The organism is Rhodococcus sp. 114MFTsu3.1, assembly GCF_000383555.1.
GTDB classification, from domain to species: domain Bacteria; phylum Actinomycetota; class Actinomycetes; order Mycobacteriales; family Mycobacteriaceae; genus Rhodococcoides; species Rhodococcoides fascians_E.
The window spans coordinates 423,444-439,019 of sequence record NZ_KB911546.1 but is presented as its reverse complement, the minus strand read 5'-3'; the positions used below and the strand labels follow the sequence as shown (position 1 = coordinate 439,019).

General features: G+C 65.4%; 14 protein-coding genes, 1 tRNA gene and 1 other RNA gene. 10 read left to right on the top strand and 6 right to left on the bottom strand.

Annotated features, from left to right (window positions below; all coding sequences use genetic code 11):
- Window positions 1-34 precede the first annotated feature (34 nt).
- From H292_RS0107945 to H292_RS0107935, 3 genes are all read right to left on the bottom strand, one after another.
- Window positions 35-784 carry a queuosine precursor transporter gene (locus H292_RS0107945; protein WP_094620703.1) on the bottom strand — a complete coding sequence of 250 codons (750 nt, stop codon included), beginning with the start codon at window positions 782-784 and terminating at the stop codon, window positions 35-37.
- 61 nt (window positions 785-845) lie between these two features.
- Complete coding sequence (gluQRS, locus tag H292_RS0107940) at window positions 846-1,727, bottom strand: tRNA glutamyl-Q(34) synthetase GluQRS (RefSeq protein ID WP_020111040.1); 882 nt, start codon at window positions 1,725-1,727, stop codon at window positions 846-848.
- A gap of 70 nt (window positions 1,728-1,797) precedes the next feature.
- Window positions 1,798-2,772: a LysR family transcriptional regulator gene (locus H292_RS0107935; RefSeq protein ID WP_019662865.1), complete on the bottom strand. Its 975-nt coding sequence runs from the start codon at window positions 2,770-2,772 to the stop codon at window positions 1,798-1,800.
- 77 nt (window positions 2,773-2,849) lie between these two features.
- Between H292_RS0107935 and H292_RS0107930 the strand changes: the two genes are divergently transcribed.
- Both H292_RS0107930 and H292_RS0107925 read left to right on the top strand, forming a co-directional pair.
- Window positions 2,850-4,262 carry an MFS transporter gene (locus H292_RS0107930; protein WP_019662866.1) on the top strand — a complete coding sequence of 471 codons (1,413 nt, stop codon included), beginning with the start codon at window positions 2,850-2,852 and terminating at the stop codon, window positions 4,260-4,262.
- Window positions 4,259-5,005, top strand: coding sequence for a 3-hydroxybutyrate dehydrogenase (locus H292_RS0107925; RefSeq protein ID WP_020111039.1), 747 nt, complete (start codon window positions 4,259-4,261; stop codon window positions 5,003-5,005). Before H292_RS0107930 ends, H292_RS0107925 begins: the two co-directional genes overlap by 4 nt.
- A gap of 86 nt (window positions 5,006-5,091) precedes the next feature.
- Here the strand turns inward: H292_RS0107925 and H292_RS0107920 are convergent.
- A tRNA-Ser gene (locus tag H292_RS0107920) sits at window positions 5,092-5,176 on the bottom strand.
- A 138-nt stretch (window positions 5,177-5,314) separates the two neighbouring features.
- Here H292_RS0107920 and ffs point away from each other — a divergent pair.
- Window positions 5,315-5,411: signal recognition particle sRNA small type (gene ffs, locus H292_RS27840), an RNA gene on the top strand.
- Window positions 5,412-5,445: 34 nt separating this feature from the next.
- Entirely contained in the window at window positions 5,446-6,735 is a 1,290-nt protein-coding gene (locus H292_RS0107915) for an aminotransferase class I/II-fold pyridoxal phosphate-dependent enzyme (protein ID WP_027498679.1), read from the top strand.
- 75 nt (window positions 6,736-6,810) lie between these two features.
- On the opposite strand, the gene H292_RS0107910 is transcribed toward H292_RS0107915, so the two are convergent.
- Window positions 6,811-8,331, bottom strand: a complete 1,521-nt coding sequence (locus H292_RS0107910) for a DHA2 family efflux MFS transporter permease subunit (protein WP_019662869.1) — start codon at window positions 8,329-8,331, stop codon at window positions 6,811-6,813.
- 132 nt (window positions 8,332-8,463) lie between these two features.
- On the opposite strand from H292_RS0107910, the gene H292_RS0107900 reads away from it, so the two are divergent.
- The 6 genes from H292_RS0107900 (at window position 8,464) to H292_RS0107875 (ending at window position 15,173) form a co-directional block, all read left to right on the top strand.
- A complete protein-coding gene (locus H292_RS0107900) occupies window positions 8,464-9,111 on the top strand; it encodes a TetR/AcrR family transcriptional regulator (protein WP_020111036.1) in 648 nt (215 codons plus the stop codon).
- Window positions 9,112-9,219: 108 nt separating this feature from the next.
- A complete protein-coding gene (locus H292_RS0107895) occupies window positions 9,220-10,527 on the top strand; it encodes a lipase family protein (RefSeq protein WP_230595752.1) in 1,308 nt (435 codons plus the stop codon).
- A gap of 122 nt (window positions 10,528-10,649) precedes the next feature.
- Window positions 10,650-11,303 carry a phosphate signaling complex protein PhoU gene (phoU, locus tag H292_RS0107890; protein WP_019662873.1) on the top strand — a complete coding sequence of 218 codons (654 nt, stop codon included), beginning with the start codon at window positions 10,650-10,652 and terminating at the stop codon, window positions 11,301-11,303.
- Window positions 11,304-11,356: 53 nt separating this feature from the next.
- The gene (locus H292_RS0107885; protein ID WP_026347385.1) at window positions 11,357-12,160 is read left to right on the top strand and encodes a transglutaminase-like domain-containing protein; all 804 of its coding nucleotides are present in this window, start codon (window positions 11,357-11,359) and stop codon (window positions 12,158-12,160) included.
- A gap of 33 nt (window positions 12,161-12,193) precedes the next feature.
- Window positions 12,194-12,769, top strand: a complete 576-nt coding sequence (locus H292_RS0107880) for an HhH-GPD-type base excision DNA repair protein (RefSeq protein ID WP_026347386.1) — start codon at window positions 12,194-12,196, stop codon at window positions 12,767-12,769.
- An 85-nt stretch (window positions 12,770-12,854) separates the two neighbouring features.
- Entirely contained in the window at window positions 12,855-15,173 is a 2,319-nt protein-coding gene (locus H292_RS0107875; protein ID WP_027498678.1) for a DNA polymerase III subunit gamma and tau, read from the top strand.
- A gap of 102 nt (window positions 15,174-15,275) precedes the next feature.
- On the opposite strand, the gene H292_RS0107870 is transcribed toward H292_RS0107875, so the two are convergent.
- A complete protein-coding gene (locus H292_RS0107870; protein ID WP_019662877.1) occupies window positions 15,276-15,515 on the bottom strand; it encodes a hypothetical protein in 240 nt (79 codons plus the stop codon).
- Between the last annotated feature and the right edge of the window lie 61 nt (window positions 15,516-15,576).

Below are 15,576 nucleotides of genomic sequence, written 5' to 3'. Positions count from 1 at the left end.
CACGCCCGAGGGGTGAGAGGTACCAGGCCGGAAGCTATGCCGCGACGGATTCCTGGTAGCTGGGTTCGCGCTTCTTGATGTAGGCGATGACGCGGTAGGTGATGGGAAGTACGAGGATTTCGACGAGGGTCTTCCAGATGAAGCCGACGATGACGTAGTTGACGAAGTCTTCCCATGTCGAGATGCCGATGACGCCGGCGGCGATGGAGCAGAAGATCAGGGTGTCGAAGAATTCGCCGACGACGGTCGAGCCGATCAGTCGCGCCCAGAGGTGCTTTTCCTTGGTGCGCTGTTTGATCTTGACGAGGACGAGGGCGTTGAGCATCTGCCCGACGAAGTATCCGGCGAGACCGGCGATGACCAGCCGCGGCACCACGCCGACGACGGTTTCGAGTGACTGCTGATTCTCGTAGAAGCTGGCTGCGGGGAGCTCGATGGCGATCCAGAAGCAGACGGCAGCAAGGATGATCGACCCGAACCCGAGGTAGATCGCGCGTCGCGTCGCCTTGAAGCCGTACACCTCGCTGAGGACGTCGCCCAGGATGTAGGCGAGTGGGAAGAGGAAGAATGCGCCGTCGGTGTTGATCGGCAGCACCTGGAACGGGCCGAGGAATACTTCGCTGTCACCGAAGAACGCGACGCCTTTGCTCGCCGTCACATTCGAGATGATCAGGGTTGCGGCGAACAAGGCCACGATGGTCGGGTAGTAGCCGCGGCTGACGTGCGCGAACTGCGCAACGGCGCCTGGCGTGTCTTCGGATTTCTGAGCTGTCACGTGCCTCATCCAAACACGGGAAATCCCCAGGTCCGAATCGGAAGTGCACAGGATCGACCGACCGAGTCCGTTATGTCTCGAATACCCAGGGGGTCGTCGGAAGCTTCTGCGGGTCGAATCGCCGAAGAATGTCGCCCGGGGACACTTGCTCGTCGGCTTCGGCCAGTTCCAGTGATCGAGCCAGAAGGTGCAGAACGTCTCGCGGCCCGAGACCCAGCGCAGCCTGGTCCTCCAGCGTCACCGCGCCGTCGCGCTTCGCCAATCGTTTTCCCTGAGCATTGAGTGCGAGCGGCACGTGGGCGTAGGTGGGAGCGGGGATGTCGAGCAGCGACGCGAGGTACGCCTGACGCGGGGACGACGTCAGGAGATCGTCCCCGCGGACCACTTGATCCACGCCCTGTTCGCCGTCGTCCACCACCACTGCGAGGTTGTAGGCCGCGACACCGTCGACGCGGCGAAGTACGAGGTCGTCGACCTGGCCGTGAAATGCGCCGAGCACGTCGTCGTGAAAGGAGAACTCGGTCACGTCGGCCTTCAGGCGCACTGCGGGAGGCCTGGTTTTCGTTGCCCGTTCTACGGCCGTCAGATTTCTGCAGGTTCCGGGGTAGGCGCCGTCGGGTGCGTGGGGTGCCGACGCTGCTTCCTGTATTTCCCGACGCGTGCAGAAACACTCGTAGGTCATTCCCGATGCGGTGAGGTGGGCGATGGCGTCGTCGTACAGCGCGGTGCGCTCGGACTGTCGAACAACGGGGCCGTCCCAGTCGAGGCCGATGGCGCGGAGGTCGGCGAGTTGACGGGCCTCGGCGCCCTCGCGCACGCGATCGAGATCCTCCACGCGCATCAAGAACGGTCGTCCTGTGGATCGCGCGAACAGCCATGCGAGCAGCGCGGTACGGAGGTTGCCGAGATGCAGGTCGCCCGACGGGCTCGGGGCGAATCGGCCGGCAGGCATGGCTCGATGCTAGGACAGTCTCGATGCTAGGACACCGCGGGCGTGGAGCGGCAGTTGCGCGAAGTTCGGGCTACGCGCGACCCAGCAGAGCGTCGCGCTGGTCCAGGACGGAGGCTTTGATGGCTTCGACGACTCGGGCGACTTCCGGGCGTCGCAGAGTCTCGGCGCGCGAGACCAGCCAATAATCCAGCCGCACGGACACTTCCTGCGGCAGCAACCGCACGAGGTCGTCGTGCCGATCGGCCATGAAACAGGGGAGCAGTCCGATCCCTGCCGCCGCACGGGTCGCCTCGACGTGCACGAACACGTTGGTCGACGTCACCGACTCTCGCATCAGCGGCGCGAAGCCGGGAGCGATGTCGAGGTCGTCGACCTGCAGCATCGAGTCGATGAAGTAGACCAGCGGATGAGCAGCGAGATCGTCGACGGTGGCCGGTCTGCCGTGGGCTTCGAGATAACTCGTCGACGCATACAGCCCGAGGTGGTAGTCGCTGAGCTTCATCGCCTCCGCGCGGTGCACCTGAGGTTCGCCGACGACTATCTCCACATCCATTCCGGAGCGTTGCTGCGAGGCGCGCCTGGTTGTCGCGACGATCTCCACGGCGATACCGGGGTGGCGAAGCCGAACTCGGGCGACTGCGGGAGCGATGACGTATGCGCTGAACCCGTCGGTCGCGGACACTCTGACCACGCCTTCTGCGTCGTCGTCCGGTCCCATCAGGGAACGGACCGCGGCTTCGATGTTCTCGGCGGCGGCGAGTGCATCCTTGCCGCGGGCGGTGAGTTCCCAACCGTTGCCGGACCTGGCGAGAACTCTGCCGCCCAGGCGTGCTTCGAGCGCGGCGATACGCCTGGAGATGGTGGTGTGGTTGACCCCGAGGTCGTCCGCCGCGGTGTTGTACCGGCCGGTTCTGCCCACTGCCAACAGGATCAGCAAGTCGTCTGCGCTGGGCGGCCGACCATGATCGGGGTGAGCATGCGACACATGTGCATTCTTGCAGATCCCACATGCGTTGTTGGGTATTGCGGGCGGTCCGATCTGCATCGATACTCAGCGATACCGATATGTGTGGTGGTAGTCACAATCTAGCCCGCGCATGTCCCAGAACACGAGGAGTAGCAATGAGCGTCGAAGAACGCACCGAATCACCGGGGAACGACCCCGACGCCACTCCGAGCGGCCTCAAGAAGGTCGTCGGTGCATCGATGGCGGGCACCATCGTCGAATGGTACGAATTCTTCCTCTACGGCACCGCGGCCACGCTGGTCTTCTCCAAGATCTTCTTCGCAGCAGGCACGAGTGAGCTCGACGCGATCCTCGCTGCCTTCGTCACGTACGCCGTCGGCTTCGTCGCACGTCCGCTCGGCGGCATCGTATTCGGTCACTTCGGTGACAAGTACGGCCGAAAGAAGCTGCTGCAGTTCAGCCTCGTCCTGGTCGGCGGCGCAACGTTCCTGATGGGATGTCTGCCGACGTTCAACCAGATCGGCTACTGGGCGCCTGCACTTCTCGTCGCGCTCCGGTTCATCCAGGGCTTCGCCGTCGGCGGCGAATGGGGTGGCGCGGTTTTGCTCGTCGCAGAGCACAGTCCGAACAAGAGCCGTGGATTCTGGGCCAGCTGGCCGCAGGCAGGTGTACCCGCTGGAAACCTGCTCGCCACCGTCGTGCTGCTCATTCTGACCACCGTCCTGCCGGAGGACGACTTCCTCAGTTGGGGCTGGCGCGTTGCGTTCTGGCTCTCCGCAGTGATCGTCTTCGTCGGTTACTACATCCGCACCAAGGTCACCGACGCCCCGATCTTCGTCGAAGCACAGAAGCAGGCCGAGGTCATCAAGGCAGCGTCGTACGGTGTCTTCGAGGTCCTCAAGCGCTACCCGCGTGGCGTCTTCACGGCCATGGGCCTGCGTTTCGGTGAGAACGTCATGTACTACCTCGTCGTCACGTTCACGATCACGTACCTCAAGGTCGAGGTCGGTACCGACACCCAGACGATTCTGTGGTGGATGCTCGTCGCCCATGCCGTGCACTTCTGCGTGATTCCGTTGGTGGGCAGGCTCGCCGACCGCGTCGGCCGCCGTCCCGTCTACTTCTTCGGCGCAGTCACCGCAGGAACCTGGGGCTTCTTCGCCTTCCCGATGTTCAACAGCGGTCACAACGTGGTCATCATGCTCGCGATCATCATCGGCCTCGTGTTCCACGCCTTCATGTATGCAACGCAGCCGGCGATCATGGCAGAGATGTTCCCGACGCGTATGCGTTACTCCGGCGTGTCCCTCGGCTATCAGGTGACGTCGATCGTCGCGGGCTCGCTGGCGCCGATCATCGCGGTTGCGTTGCTCGACCGCTTCGGCTCGGGCGTTCCGATCGCCTGGTACCTCGCGGCGTCCTGCGCGGTCACGTTGATCGCCGTCATCGCCGCCCGCGAGACCAAGGGCCTGGCACTGGAGACCATCGACATCGCCGACGCGAAGAATCTGGCCACGGAAGCCGAGCTCGCCAAGGCAGGGCTGCTCGAACCGGACGTGAAGCGATGACCGACCTGACCGGACGCACCGCACTCGTCACCGGTGGTGCGTCCGGAATCGGGGCAGCGTGTGCACGCGAACTGGCCTCGCGCGGAGCGACCGTCACCATCGCCGACGTCGACGAAGTAGCGGCGAAGGAACTTGCGTCCGAGCTCCACGGCGAGACCTGGGCAGTGGACCTGCTGGACGTGGCCTCGCTCGAAGAGCTGCACCTCGACACCGACATCCTGGTCAACAACGCGGGAATCCAAACCGTCGCCTCGATCGTCGACTTCGACCCAGCCGCGTTCCGGCGGATCCAGACCCTGATGGTGGAAGCTCCGTTCCTGCTGATCCGAGCGGTGCTTCCCGGCATGTACTCGCGAGGGTTCGGACGAATCGTCAACGTCTCCTCGGTGCACGGCCTCCGCGCATCGGAATACAAGGTCGCGTACGTGACCGCCAAGCACGCCTTGCAAGGACTGTCCAAGGTCACGGCACTCGAAGGCGGCCCACACGGCGTCACGAGCAACTGCGTCAACCCCGGTTACGTGCGAACGCCGTTGGTGGAGAAGCAGATCGCCGACCAAGCGGCCGCGCACGGGATCGACGAAGACCAGGTGCTAGAGAAGGTCATGCTGACCGAGAGCGCAGTCAAACGACTCGTCGAACCGGCAGAAGTGGGATCCCTCGTCGGATGGCTGGCGTCCTCGGATGCCGGCATGGTCACCGGAGCGTCGTACACCATGGACGGTGGTTGGTCGGCGCGATAGGGCTGTCGCCCGTCACGTCCGGACGTGATGCTCGCGGACCCGAGAACGAAGAAAGCCCCCTGCGCGTGCAGGGGGCTTTCTCACCGCGGAGGATAGGGGATTTGAACCCCTGAGGGCGTTAACCCAACCCGCGTTCCAGGCGAGCGCCATAGGCCACTAGGCGAATCCTCCGTGGGGAAGCATACCGGGTTACCCCCGTCCGATCCCAAACCGGCTGCTCGTGGGCCGATTCGGAGGCCTGTAGCGGGGCCTCGCGGCAGTCGTGGAACCCTGCCGGTCACCCGTCGTCGACGGTGCGGCTACACTCTTCACTGGATCCCGCGCGGCGCGCATCCTGTGAACTCCCCCAGGGCCGGAAGGCAGCAAGGGTCAACGGGCTCTGCCGGGTGCGCGGGGTCCCCTTTATGTCAAGGGACCAGCATCACGAGAGGCCGCTCCGCATGTCAGCGCAAACCCAGTTCGGGTTGATGAACCATGAGGAGCTCGTCGCCGAGCACGAGCGACAGGCAGCGAGCTACGAGCAGCTGAAGGCCCAGAATCTCTCCCTCGATCTCACCAGAGGCAAGCCGTCGCCCGAGCAGCTCGATCTGTCCTCGGATCTGCTGACACTGCCCGGTGACGATTTCCGCGACGGCAGTGGCACCGACTGCCGCAACTACGGCGGCCTCGCCGGCCTGCCGGAACTGCGCGCGATCTTCGGGGAGCTGCTCGGGATTCCCGTCTCGAACCTCCTTGCGGGCAACAACGCAAGCCTCGAGATCATGCACGACCTCGTCGTCTGGTCCCTGCTGCACGGCCTGCCGGACTCACCGCGGCCGTGGTCGGCGGAACCCAACATCCGTTTCCTCTGCCCAGCTCCCGGATACGACCGCCACTTCGCGATCTCCGAGAGCTTCGGCATCGACATGATCCCGGTCCCGATGAACCCGGACGGCCCCGACGTCGAGGAAATCACGCGGCTCGTGGCGTCGGATCCGCAGATCAAGGGCCTGTGGGCGGTCCCGAACTACTCCAACCCGACGGGTGCAGTGTTCTCCGAAGAGGTCGTGCGCGCACTGGCGTCCGTCCCGGCTGCGGCACCCGACTTCCGGATCTTCTGGGACAACGCCTACGCCGTTCACCCTCTGACCGCGGAGTTCGCACCCGCGTACGACATTCTGGGCTGGGCAGCCGAAGCCGGGTATCCCAACCGCCCGTTCGTGTTCGCGTCGACCTCCAAGATCACGTTCGCCGGTGCAGGCGTCAGCTTCTTCGGAAGTTCCGACGCGAACCTCGAGTGGTACCTGAAGCGTCTCGGCACCAAGAGCATCGGGCCGGACAAGCTCAATCAGCTTCGCCACCTTCGCTTCTTCGGTGATGTCGACGGTGTGAAGGCCCACATGGCCAAGCATCGCGAGATCCTGGCACCGAAGTTCGCTCTCGTCGGACAGATTTTGGAAGATCGCCTCGGAGCGTCCAAGATCGCCTCCTGGACGGAGCCGAAGGGCGGGTACTTCATCTCGCTCGACGTGCTGGACGGTACGGCAGCCCGGTCCATCGCTCTGGCGAAGGACGCGGGCATCGCACTGACCGGCGCAGGCTCGGCTTTTCCGTACAAGAAGGACCCCGAGGACCGCAACATCCGCCTTGCGCCGAGCTTCCCGTCGCTCTCCGAGCTGGAGAAGTCGATGAACGGCGTGGCGACCTGCGTACTTCTGGCCGCGGCAGAAAAACTCCTCCGCACCACGTGAGTACTTATGTAGCGCCCATGGTCGCTACGCAGGCTTCGCTCCTGCCCCAGGGCCTACACAAGTACTCACAGCGGATCAGTGGCCTACTACGACTGCGCCTTCCGGGGCTGCGGGGAGCAGACCGGGCTTGACGACGATGGCCGAGATGACGGCTCCGAGCAGGAAGATGCCCGTCGCCCACCAGAACGTCGTCGTGTAGCTGGCGATTTCAGCGTTGGCTTGGAGTGCGGCTGCATTCGACGCCGACGCCAGGTTGTCGGTCACGTAGTTGGTGGCCGCGGTGGCCGCGATGGTGCTCAGAAGTGCGGTACCGATGGACCCGCCGACCTGCTGCATGGTGTTGACCGTTGCCGATGCAACACCGGAATCGTCGGGGTTGACTCCCGAGATGGCGCCCTGCATGGCGGGAGCCATCGTTGCGCCCAAGCCGAGGCCCATGATGATCAGGCCGGGCAGGATGTGCGTCGCATACGCGGAGTCGACGGCGATCTGGGTGAGCAGTCCCATGCCCAGTGCGGCGACGAGAAGTCCCGACGTCATGAGAACACGAGGTCCGAAGCGCGGCAGCACGATTGCCGTCGACAGCGTCGCGGTGACGATGAGGGCGGCGATCATCGGCATGAACGCGAAACCGGTGCTGATCGGTGTGAACCCGAGTGTGTTCTGCAGGTAGTACGTCAGGAACAGGAACACCGCGAACATGCCCGCACCCGTCACGAAGACGGCGAGGAACGATCCGGCGCGGGTGCGGTCGAGGATGATGCGCAGCGGAAGCAACGGGTGTGACACACGCTGCTGGATGGCGAAGAACACGCCGAGCAGCACCACGCCGGCGGCGAGGAATGCGATGGTGACCGTGTTGCTCCAGCCGTCGGACTCGGCGTGAGCGAAGCCGTAGACGATGGCGAACAGCGCTGCCGACACGGTCAGCGTTCCGGGAATGTCCAGGCGTGGACGGACGTCGGCCTTGTGCTTGGCGAGCAGGAGGAATCCGGCGACGAACGCGAGTGCGGCGAACACCAGGTTGATGTACAGGCTCCAGCGCCAGTTGGCCCATTCGGTGAGCATTCCGCCGAGCAGTAGGCCGAGTGCACCGCCGCCGCCTGCGATGGCGCCGAAGATGCCGAACGCCTTTGCTCGTTCCTTCGGGTCGGTGAACGTGGTGGCCAGGAGCGAGAGCGCCGCGGGTGCGAGCAGGGCGCCGAACACGCCCTGGCCGGCGCGTGCCGCGACCAGCATGCCGAAGTTCACGGCTGCGCCACCCACCGCGGACATCACGGCGAATCCGATGAGTCCGATCAGGAAGGTGTTACGGCGTCCGAACAGGTCGCTCAGACGTCCGCCGAGCAGCAGGAGGCTGCCGAATGCCAGGGCGTAGGACGTGACGACCCAGGAGCGGTTGGCGTTGTCGAAGCCGAGGTCGAGCTGGGCGGCGGGCAGAGCGATGTTCACGACGGTGGCGTCGAGCACCACCATGAGCTGGGCGAGGCCGAGGGTGGCGAGGATCAGCCAGCGGTTTCGGTGTGCCCTGGCGTCGGTGGTCTCCTCCGTCGCCAAGGTCGACGACGAGGTGTCGTCCGGTGACAATGCGGTCATGGTCATCCTTCGATTCGGCTATACGGAGGTGTACCCTCCGGTTACGAAGACGAAGGTAGCAGCTAAGTGGAGGAATGTCCTCCGCTTTTCGGGTGAAACGGACATCGAATGAGTGTGAGAGCCGACACAGGCGTGAAGAAACCGTTGCGAGCGGACGCGGAACGCAACCGCCGACGAATCGTCGACGCGGCTCGCGAACTGTTCGCCTCGCGCGGAATCGACATCACGCTCGACGACGTTGCTGCTCATGCGAAAGTCGGTGTGGGGACGGTGTATCGGCGGTTCTCCTGCAAGGAGGAGCTGATCGACGGCGTGTTCGAGCAGCGTATGCAGGAAATGCTGGCCACCGCGGAAAGCGCTCTGGCTGCTGAAGATCCATGGGACGGACTCGTTCTGTTTCTCGCGGATCTGTTCGCAGGAATGTCGGCGGACAAAGGTCTCGGCGAGGTCGTGCTCGGCACGGACGAAGGATGCAACGGAATCGCCCAGATGAGGGAGCGGATCGACCCGTACGTCGACCGTATCGTGATGCGTGCGCGCGACTCCGGCCAACTGCGCGCCGACGTGCAGGTCAACGACCTGTTTCCGCTGATCGGAATGATCGGTGCGGCTTCGGAATTCATGAAGACGGTAGAGCCGGACAACTGGAAGCGGTACTTCACGATCGTGCTCGACGGCCTGCGTTCGACGCCGGGCGCCGCGACGGAGCTACCCGGTAGGCCGTTGACGGCGGAGGAGATCTCGATCGCGAAAGCGGACATGCATCGCCGACGACGCTGACGCACTCTCGGTGATGCGCTACCCCACTCTTCCCAAGTGTGTCCCCTGTCACGTATGGTCCCAGTCGGATATCACTACCGGTGGGTAAGTACGGGGGTTGGACGATCGATGCGAGTATCACGATTGCTGGGCACTGCGGTGGGCGTTGCACTGCTGGCGGCGGTGGCGGGAGTCCCGCTCGCGTCGGCGCAGCCTGGAGCGGGATCGTCCACCGGGTCGACGGGTGAGTCCGACTTCTACCTCCCGCCCACCCCCTTGCCCGACGGCGGTGCCGGAGACGTGATTCGCACCGAGCCGTCGCCTCTGGCGCTGTCGGTCCCCGGTATCGGCGGACCGCTCCCGGGGACGGCGACGCGAATCATGTACCGCAGCACCGACTCCAACGACGCACCCAATGCGGTCACCGGTACCTATATCGATCCGGCGGCGGAATGGACGGGACCCGGCCCGCGGCCGCTCGTCGTGCTGGCACCGGGGACGCAAGGCCAAGGAGATCAGTGTGCGCCGTCGCGCATGCTGAATCGGCTGATCACGTACACGCCACCACTCGGATTCATGGTCGAGTACGAGGTCCTGGCCGCGTATTCCTTGCTCTCGCAGGGATACGGCGTCGTGATCACCGACTACGACGGTCTCGGAACACCCGGCGCGCACACCTACGTCAACCGCGCGGCCGAGGCGCACGCTGTTCTCGACGCCGCCCGCGCTGCCCAGCAGCTACCCGGCACCAAGATCGCTGCGGGCGGACCCGTCGCGACGTACGGATACTCCCAGGGCGGTGGCGCAGTGGCGGCCGCAGCCGAGGTGGCGGGCGATTACGCTCCCGAACTCGACCTCGTGGGCAGCTACGCAGGCGCTCCGCCTGCCGACCTGAAGCAGACCCTCGAACAGGTCGACGGCACCATCCTCACCGGCGTCATCGGGTACACCCTCAACGGTCTGCTGAAATCGGATCCCGACCTTCAACCTCTGATCGACGAGAACATCAACGACGCAGGCCAGGCCATGCTGCGGCAGGTGGCGAATCAATGTGTGGGCGAGACGATCCTGACCGTCGGACTGCATCGAACCACCGAGTACACCCGCACCGGCGAGCCGATGTCGGTCGTCCTGGATCGGCTTCCCAAGGCCCAGGAGATCCTCGCGAAGAACAAGATCGGCCTGCGCACGCCGACCGCCCCGGTGCTCGTCCAGTCCGGGACGTCCGACGACATCGTCCCGCACGGTCAAGCCGTCGAACTCGCGGGTGCCTGGTGCAGCAGGGGAGCGACGGTTCAGTTCAGCGCCGCGAATGTTCCGTCCATCGTCCCCGGTTCGGGTGCGGGACATATCATTCCGGACCTCCTCGGACTCGGCGAGGCGCAGAACTGGATCAAGGACCGTTTCTACGGCGTGCCCGCCCCGACCAACTGCTGACGCAGGCGATCCCACCAGCACAGCGCCTGGTGTAGAAAGATCAAGGTCCGGGTACAGGACTGAAGGACTTTCGACAGGCAGAGGACGGCGGATGGGGATCTCGATGGACAGGTGGGCTCGCTGTGCGTGAGAACTACAACGAGCAACTCGTCGAGATCCGAGCCGACCTCGCGGACATGTGCACCCTGGCCGAGAAGGCGATGGCGTCGGCGACGCAGGCGTTGCTGACGGCCGATCTGGCGCTGGCCGAGGAAACCATCAGCAGCCGGGAACGCATCGACGAACTCGCCGCGGCGTGGGAGCACAAAGCATTTTCGGTACTCGCGTTGCAGTCACCCGTCGCGCTGGACCTGCGAATCATGGTGAGCGGGATCCACATCGTCGCCGATCTGCAGCGAATGGGTGGCCTCGCCATCCACATCGCCGAGCTCGCGCGCAGACGTCACCCCGCTCACGTCCTCCCCGTCGAGGTGGAGAGCGTCTTCGCCGAGATGGGCCGCGTCGCGGTCGAGCAGGCCGACGCCACCCGCGAGGTTCTGCTGACCAGGGACGCGGACCTGGCCGCCGAGCTGCAGGTCAAGGACGAGAAAATGGACGAGCTGCACCGCAGCCTGTTCACCCTGACCTCGTCTCCCGACTGGCCGCACGGTGTCCCCGCCGCCGTCGACATGACGCTCCTCGGACGCTTCTACGAGCGCTTCTCCGATCACACGGTCGAAGTCGCCAAGCGTGTCATCTTTCTCGTCACGGGCGAATTCCGCCCCGACGAGTCCTGAGGGTGCTCGAGTCCGATCTGCAGGATCGAATGAACGGTGGCAGGATCATCACAATGAAACGCGAAGTCTCGGCCTACCTCGACGTGGACGTCACCGAGGCGAGCACCCTGGAATTCCAGATCGCCATCGCTCCACACCCGGGCGCCGAAGTGTGGGAAGCGCTGTCGTTCACTCTCGATGGCCAGCCGGTCGATTTCCAGGAGATCAGCGGCGCGCACGGCACCCGAATCCACAAGTTGCATGCGGGCGTCGGAAAGCTCGAGGTGTCGTACTCGGCCACCGTGTACGGCAACACCGACCCGGCGCCTGTGTCGGATTACGATCTCTCGCTGTATCTACGTCCCAGCAGATATGCCGAGGCCGACAAGTTCTTCGGTTTCGCGGCAACGGAATTCGGTTCCTACGCGGCGTCGGAGAAATTGCTCGCCGAGGTGTCGTCCTGGGTCGGCTCACGGCTCAACTACGTTCCGGGAAGCAGTGACCCGATCGACGGTGCAGTGGACACCCTCCTCGCAGGTGCAGGTGTGTGCCGGGATTACACCCATCTCGTCGTGGCGTTGCTGCGTGCGGTGAACGTACCGGCACGGCTCGTCGCGGTGTACGCACCCGGATGCGACCCCATGGACTTCCACGCCGTCGCCGAGGCATTCGTCGACGGCCAGTGGCGTGTGGTCGACGCGACGTGCCTGGCTCCGCGGTCGACGCTGGTGCGGATCGCCACCGGTCGTGACGCCGCGGACACGGCATTCCTCGACAACCACGGCGGTTCCATCACGCTCAACAACGCAGTCGTCGGGGCCGTCGTCGACGGACCACTGCCCTTCGACGACATCACTCAACTGGTATCCATCACCTAGGAGCCTCGATCCACAGGTGGCATGATCGACGACATGTCTCCCACCTTGCATCTGACTGGCGACGCGGAAGCCGACGCGTTGTTGGCCGAGGACCCGTTCGCGCTGCTCATCGGGATGCTGCTGGATCAGCAGGTGCCCATGGAATCGGCATTCGCGGGCCCGAAGAAACTCGTCGACCGTCTCGGTGACCTGAAGGTCGACACCATCGCGCAGGCCGACCCCGACGAGTTCGCCGCGGTGTGCGCGACGACCCCTGCAGTGCACCGCTTTCCGGGCTCGATGGCCAAGCGGATTCAGGGTCTCGCGGAGTTCGTCGCCGAGAACTACGACGGCAAACCCGACGAGATCTGGCGTCGCGGCGACCCGAACGGCGCCGAGGTTCTGAAGCGGCTGAAAGCACTACCGGGATACGGCGACCAGAAGGCCCGCATCTTCCTCGCGCTCCTCGGGAAGCAGATGGGCGTCACTCCCGAAGGCTGGCGGGACGCCGCAGGGGCCTACGGCGACGACGGTTCCAGGCGTTCCATCGCCGATGTCGTCGACGAGAAATCCCTGCTCGAGGTCCGCGAGTTCAAGAAGGCAGCGAAGGCAGCCGCGAAGAACAAGTGAGACGCGCTCCGGCCATGGCGGCGGGCATGCTCGACCGCCCGACGGGGTTGTGCCGGTGTCGGTGCGCGCCGGTACCCTTCCATGCGTGGCTCTCTACCGGAAGTACCGTCCTGCGACGTTCGCTGAGGTCGTCGGGCAGGAGCACGTAACCGAACCGTTGAGCACCGCGCTCAACTCCAATCGGATCAACCACGCATACCTGTTCTCCGGGCCCCGAGGCTGCGGTAAGACGTCGTCGGCGCGCATCCTCGCGCGGTCGCTGAACTGCGTCGAAGGCCCGACGTCCACGCCGTGCGGCGTCTGCAACTCCTGCGTCGCTCTCGCGCCGGGTGGGCCGGGCAACCTCGACGTCGTCGAGATGGACGCGGCAAGCCACGGTGGCGTCGACGACGCACGAGATCTCCGAGACAAGGCGGTCTACGCGCCCGCCGAATCGCGCTACGTCATCTTCATCATCGACGAGGCCCACATGGTCACGACAGCAGGCTTCAACGCACTGCTCAAGGTCGTCGAGGAGCCGCCGGAGCACCTTGTCTTCATCTTCGCGACGACGGAGCCGGAGAAGGTGCTCCCGACCATCCGTTCGCGTACGCACCACTACCCGTTCCGGCTGCTCCCGCCGTCGACCATGCGTGGGCTGCTCGAGAAGATCACCGCGCAGGAGTCGGTCCCCGTCGAGGATCCCGTCTATCCGTTGGTGATTCGAGCCGGCGGCGGATCGCCGCGTGACTCGCTGAGCGTGCTGGACCAGCTGCTCGCAGGCGCAGGACCCGAAGGCGTCACGTATCCGCGGGCACTGTCCCTGCTCGGCGTCACCGACGTCGCGTTGATCGACGAAGCCGTGGATGCACTCGCGGCCGGGGACGGTGGATCACTGTTCGGGACGGTCGACAAAGTGGTCGACGCCGGACACGATCCGCGCCGCTTCGCGACGGACCTGCTGGAAAGGCTCCGCGACCTCATCCTCATGCGCGCCGTCCCCGACGCAGGTGAGCGCGGGCTGGTCGATGTTCCCGGTGACGTTCTCGAACGTCTGCGCGACGAAGCGGGCCGCATCGGCTCGGCGACCCTGGCGCGCTATGCAGAGATCATCCACGCCGGTCTGGGGGAGATGCGCGGCGCCACCGCACCGCGCCTGCTGCTCGAAGTCATGTGTGCGCGGATGCTGCTTCCCTCGGCATCCGACGCCGAATCTGCTGTGCTGCAACGTCTCGAGCGTCTCGAGCGGCGCCTGGACGTCACGTTGCCCGCCGGCGAGCAAGCAGCCGTCGACCAGGCTCCGCAGCGTCGTGCTGAGCCGTCGACCCCCAGCGCGCCGCCGGTCGACGACACACCGCCCAAGTTCGTCCGGCCGTCCCAACGGGCGGCTGCGGCCCCCGAGCCTGCAGCGCCCGCGCCTGACGTACCTCCCGTGGTTCCGACCGCTCCCGCAGTCCCTCCGGCACCTGCCGCCAGCATTCCGACGACGCCCGAGCCCGAACCCACTCCTGAGCCCGAGCCGACGCCGCAGCCCGAGCCCGAACCCACTCCTGAGCCCGAGCCGCAGCCCGAGCCCACTGCGGTGCCGCAGCCGGACCCCGAGCCGACCCCGGAACCCGAGCCTGTTCCGGAGCCTGTGTCGACCCCGGAACCCGAGCCGACCCCGGAACCTGAAGCGGCGCCCGTAGAGCCCGAGCGTCCGGTCGCCGAACCGACCCGCGCGTTCGACTTCCCTGCGCCGGTCGAGCCCGAGCCTGCCCCGGAACAGATACCAGCCCCTGAACCAGTACCGAATCCGGAGCCCGAGCCGGTTGCGGCGGCGTCCACTCAGCCGGACGCCGCGGCGATTCGTGCGGTCTGGTCCGAGGTCCGAGCCAAGGTGCGCGAGCGCAGCCGCACGGTCGAGGTCATGCTGTCCGGTGCCTCGGTTCGAGCGGTGAGCGACGGCTCGATCACGCTCGGCCACGATTCCGCGCCGCTCGCGAAGCGGCTGCAGGAAGGACGGAATGCCGACGTCATCAGGGATGCGCTGCGTGATGTGTTCGGTGTCGACTGGCAGGTGACGTGCGTCGTCGGAGCAGCAGCTCCTGCTGAGGAAGCTCCGGTCGCCAAGGCCGCGCCCGAGCCTCCGAAAGCGCCTCCGACCAAGTTCTCGCGTCCGAGCCAGGCGAACAAGCCGGCTTCGACGGCGCGGGAATCGGGAGCGACCGACCACGGATACGACGACATACCGCCCCCCGAGGCGCCCGACTATCCCGACGACCCCGAGCCGGCCGGTCCACCGCCCCCGGAAACACCGGAGGACGAGGAAGAGCTGCTCAAAGCGGCCGCCGAACCTGCCGACCCGTCGGTGCGGCGCGACCCGGAAACGGTGGCCATGGAACTGCTGCAGGCAGAACTCGGAGCAACTCCGCTCAAGGAGTAGGAGTCAGCACCCTTCTTGCCGAGCTGACACGCCCAGTCCGCGGATAGTAGGCGTGCTGGGTCGGTAGAAAGGGTGCTGAGTCGACCACATGACCGACCTTGGTCAGGTTGCTTCGATGTCCTCGGGGTCGACGAAGACGAGTCGGCCGTCGTCGAGGGCGACGGCGTAGCGGTGAGCCCGGGCCCAGGTGCGGTCGACCGATGCCGTCTGCTCACCGAAGTCTTCCTTGACGACGCCTGATTCCTTGGGCCACTGGTCGCGTGGCAGGGAAGAATCGGAGCTGTAGCGCACTTTGACGTGCGCTCCGACCGCGAGCGGCTTCTGGGTGTCCATGGTCATCATCTCCGTAACTGGCCGAGCTCGAACCTCCCCCGCAGGCTCCACTCTGTGGAACCGGTTCGTT

What these genes read in the sequence shown, in the direction of transcription:
- gluQRS (WP_020111040.1), bottom strand. Translation starts at nt 1,727, where the DNA reads ATGCCTGCCGGCCGATTCGCCCCGAGCCCGTCGGGCGACCTGCATCTC.
- H292_RS0107870 (WP_019662877.1), bottom strand. Translation starts at nt 15,515, where the DNA reads ATGATGACCATGGACACCCAGAAGCCGCTCGCGGTCGGAGCGCACGTC.
- H292_RS0107945 (WP_094620703.1), bottom strand. Translation starts at nt 784, where the DNA reads ATGAGGCACGTGACAGCTCAGAAATCCGAAGACACGCCAGGCGCCGTT.
- H292_RS0107895 (WP_230595752.1), top strand. Translation starts at nt 9,220, where the DNA reads ATGCGAGTATCACGATTGCTGGGCACTGCGGTGGGCGTTGCACTGCTG.
- H292_RS0107930 (WP_019662866.1), top strand. Translation starts at nt 2,850, where the DNA reads ATGAGCGTCGAAGAACGCACCGAATCACCGGGGAACGACCCCGACGCC.
- H292_RS0107925 (WP_020111039.1), top strand. Translation starts at nt 4,259, where the DNA reads ATGACCGACCTGACCGGACGCACCGCACTCGTCACCGGTGGTGCGTCC.
- H292_RS0107910 (WP_019662869.1), bottom strand. Translation starts at nt 8,331, where the DNA reads ATGACCGCATTGTCACCGGACGACACCTCGTCGTCGACCTTGGCGACG.
- H292_RS0107880 (WP_026347386.1), top strand. Translation starts at nt 12,194, where the DNA reads ATGTCTCCCACCTTGCATCTGACTGGCGACGCGGAAGCCGACGCGTTG.
- H292_RS0107885 (WP_026347385.1), top strand. Translation starts at nt 11,357, where the DNA reads ATGAAACGCGAAGTCTCGGCCTACCTCGACGTGGACGTCACCGAGGCG.
- H292_RS0107915 (WP_027498679.1), top strand. Translation starts at nt 5,446, where the DNA reads ATGTCAGCGCAAACCCAGTTCGGGTTGATGAACCATGAGGAGCTCGTC.
- H292_RS0107935 (WP_019662865.1), bottom strand. Translation starts at nt 2,772, where the DNA reads ATGCAGATCGGACCGCCCGCAATACCCAACAACGCATGTGGGATCTGC.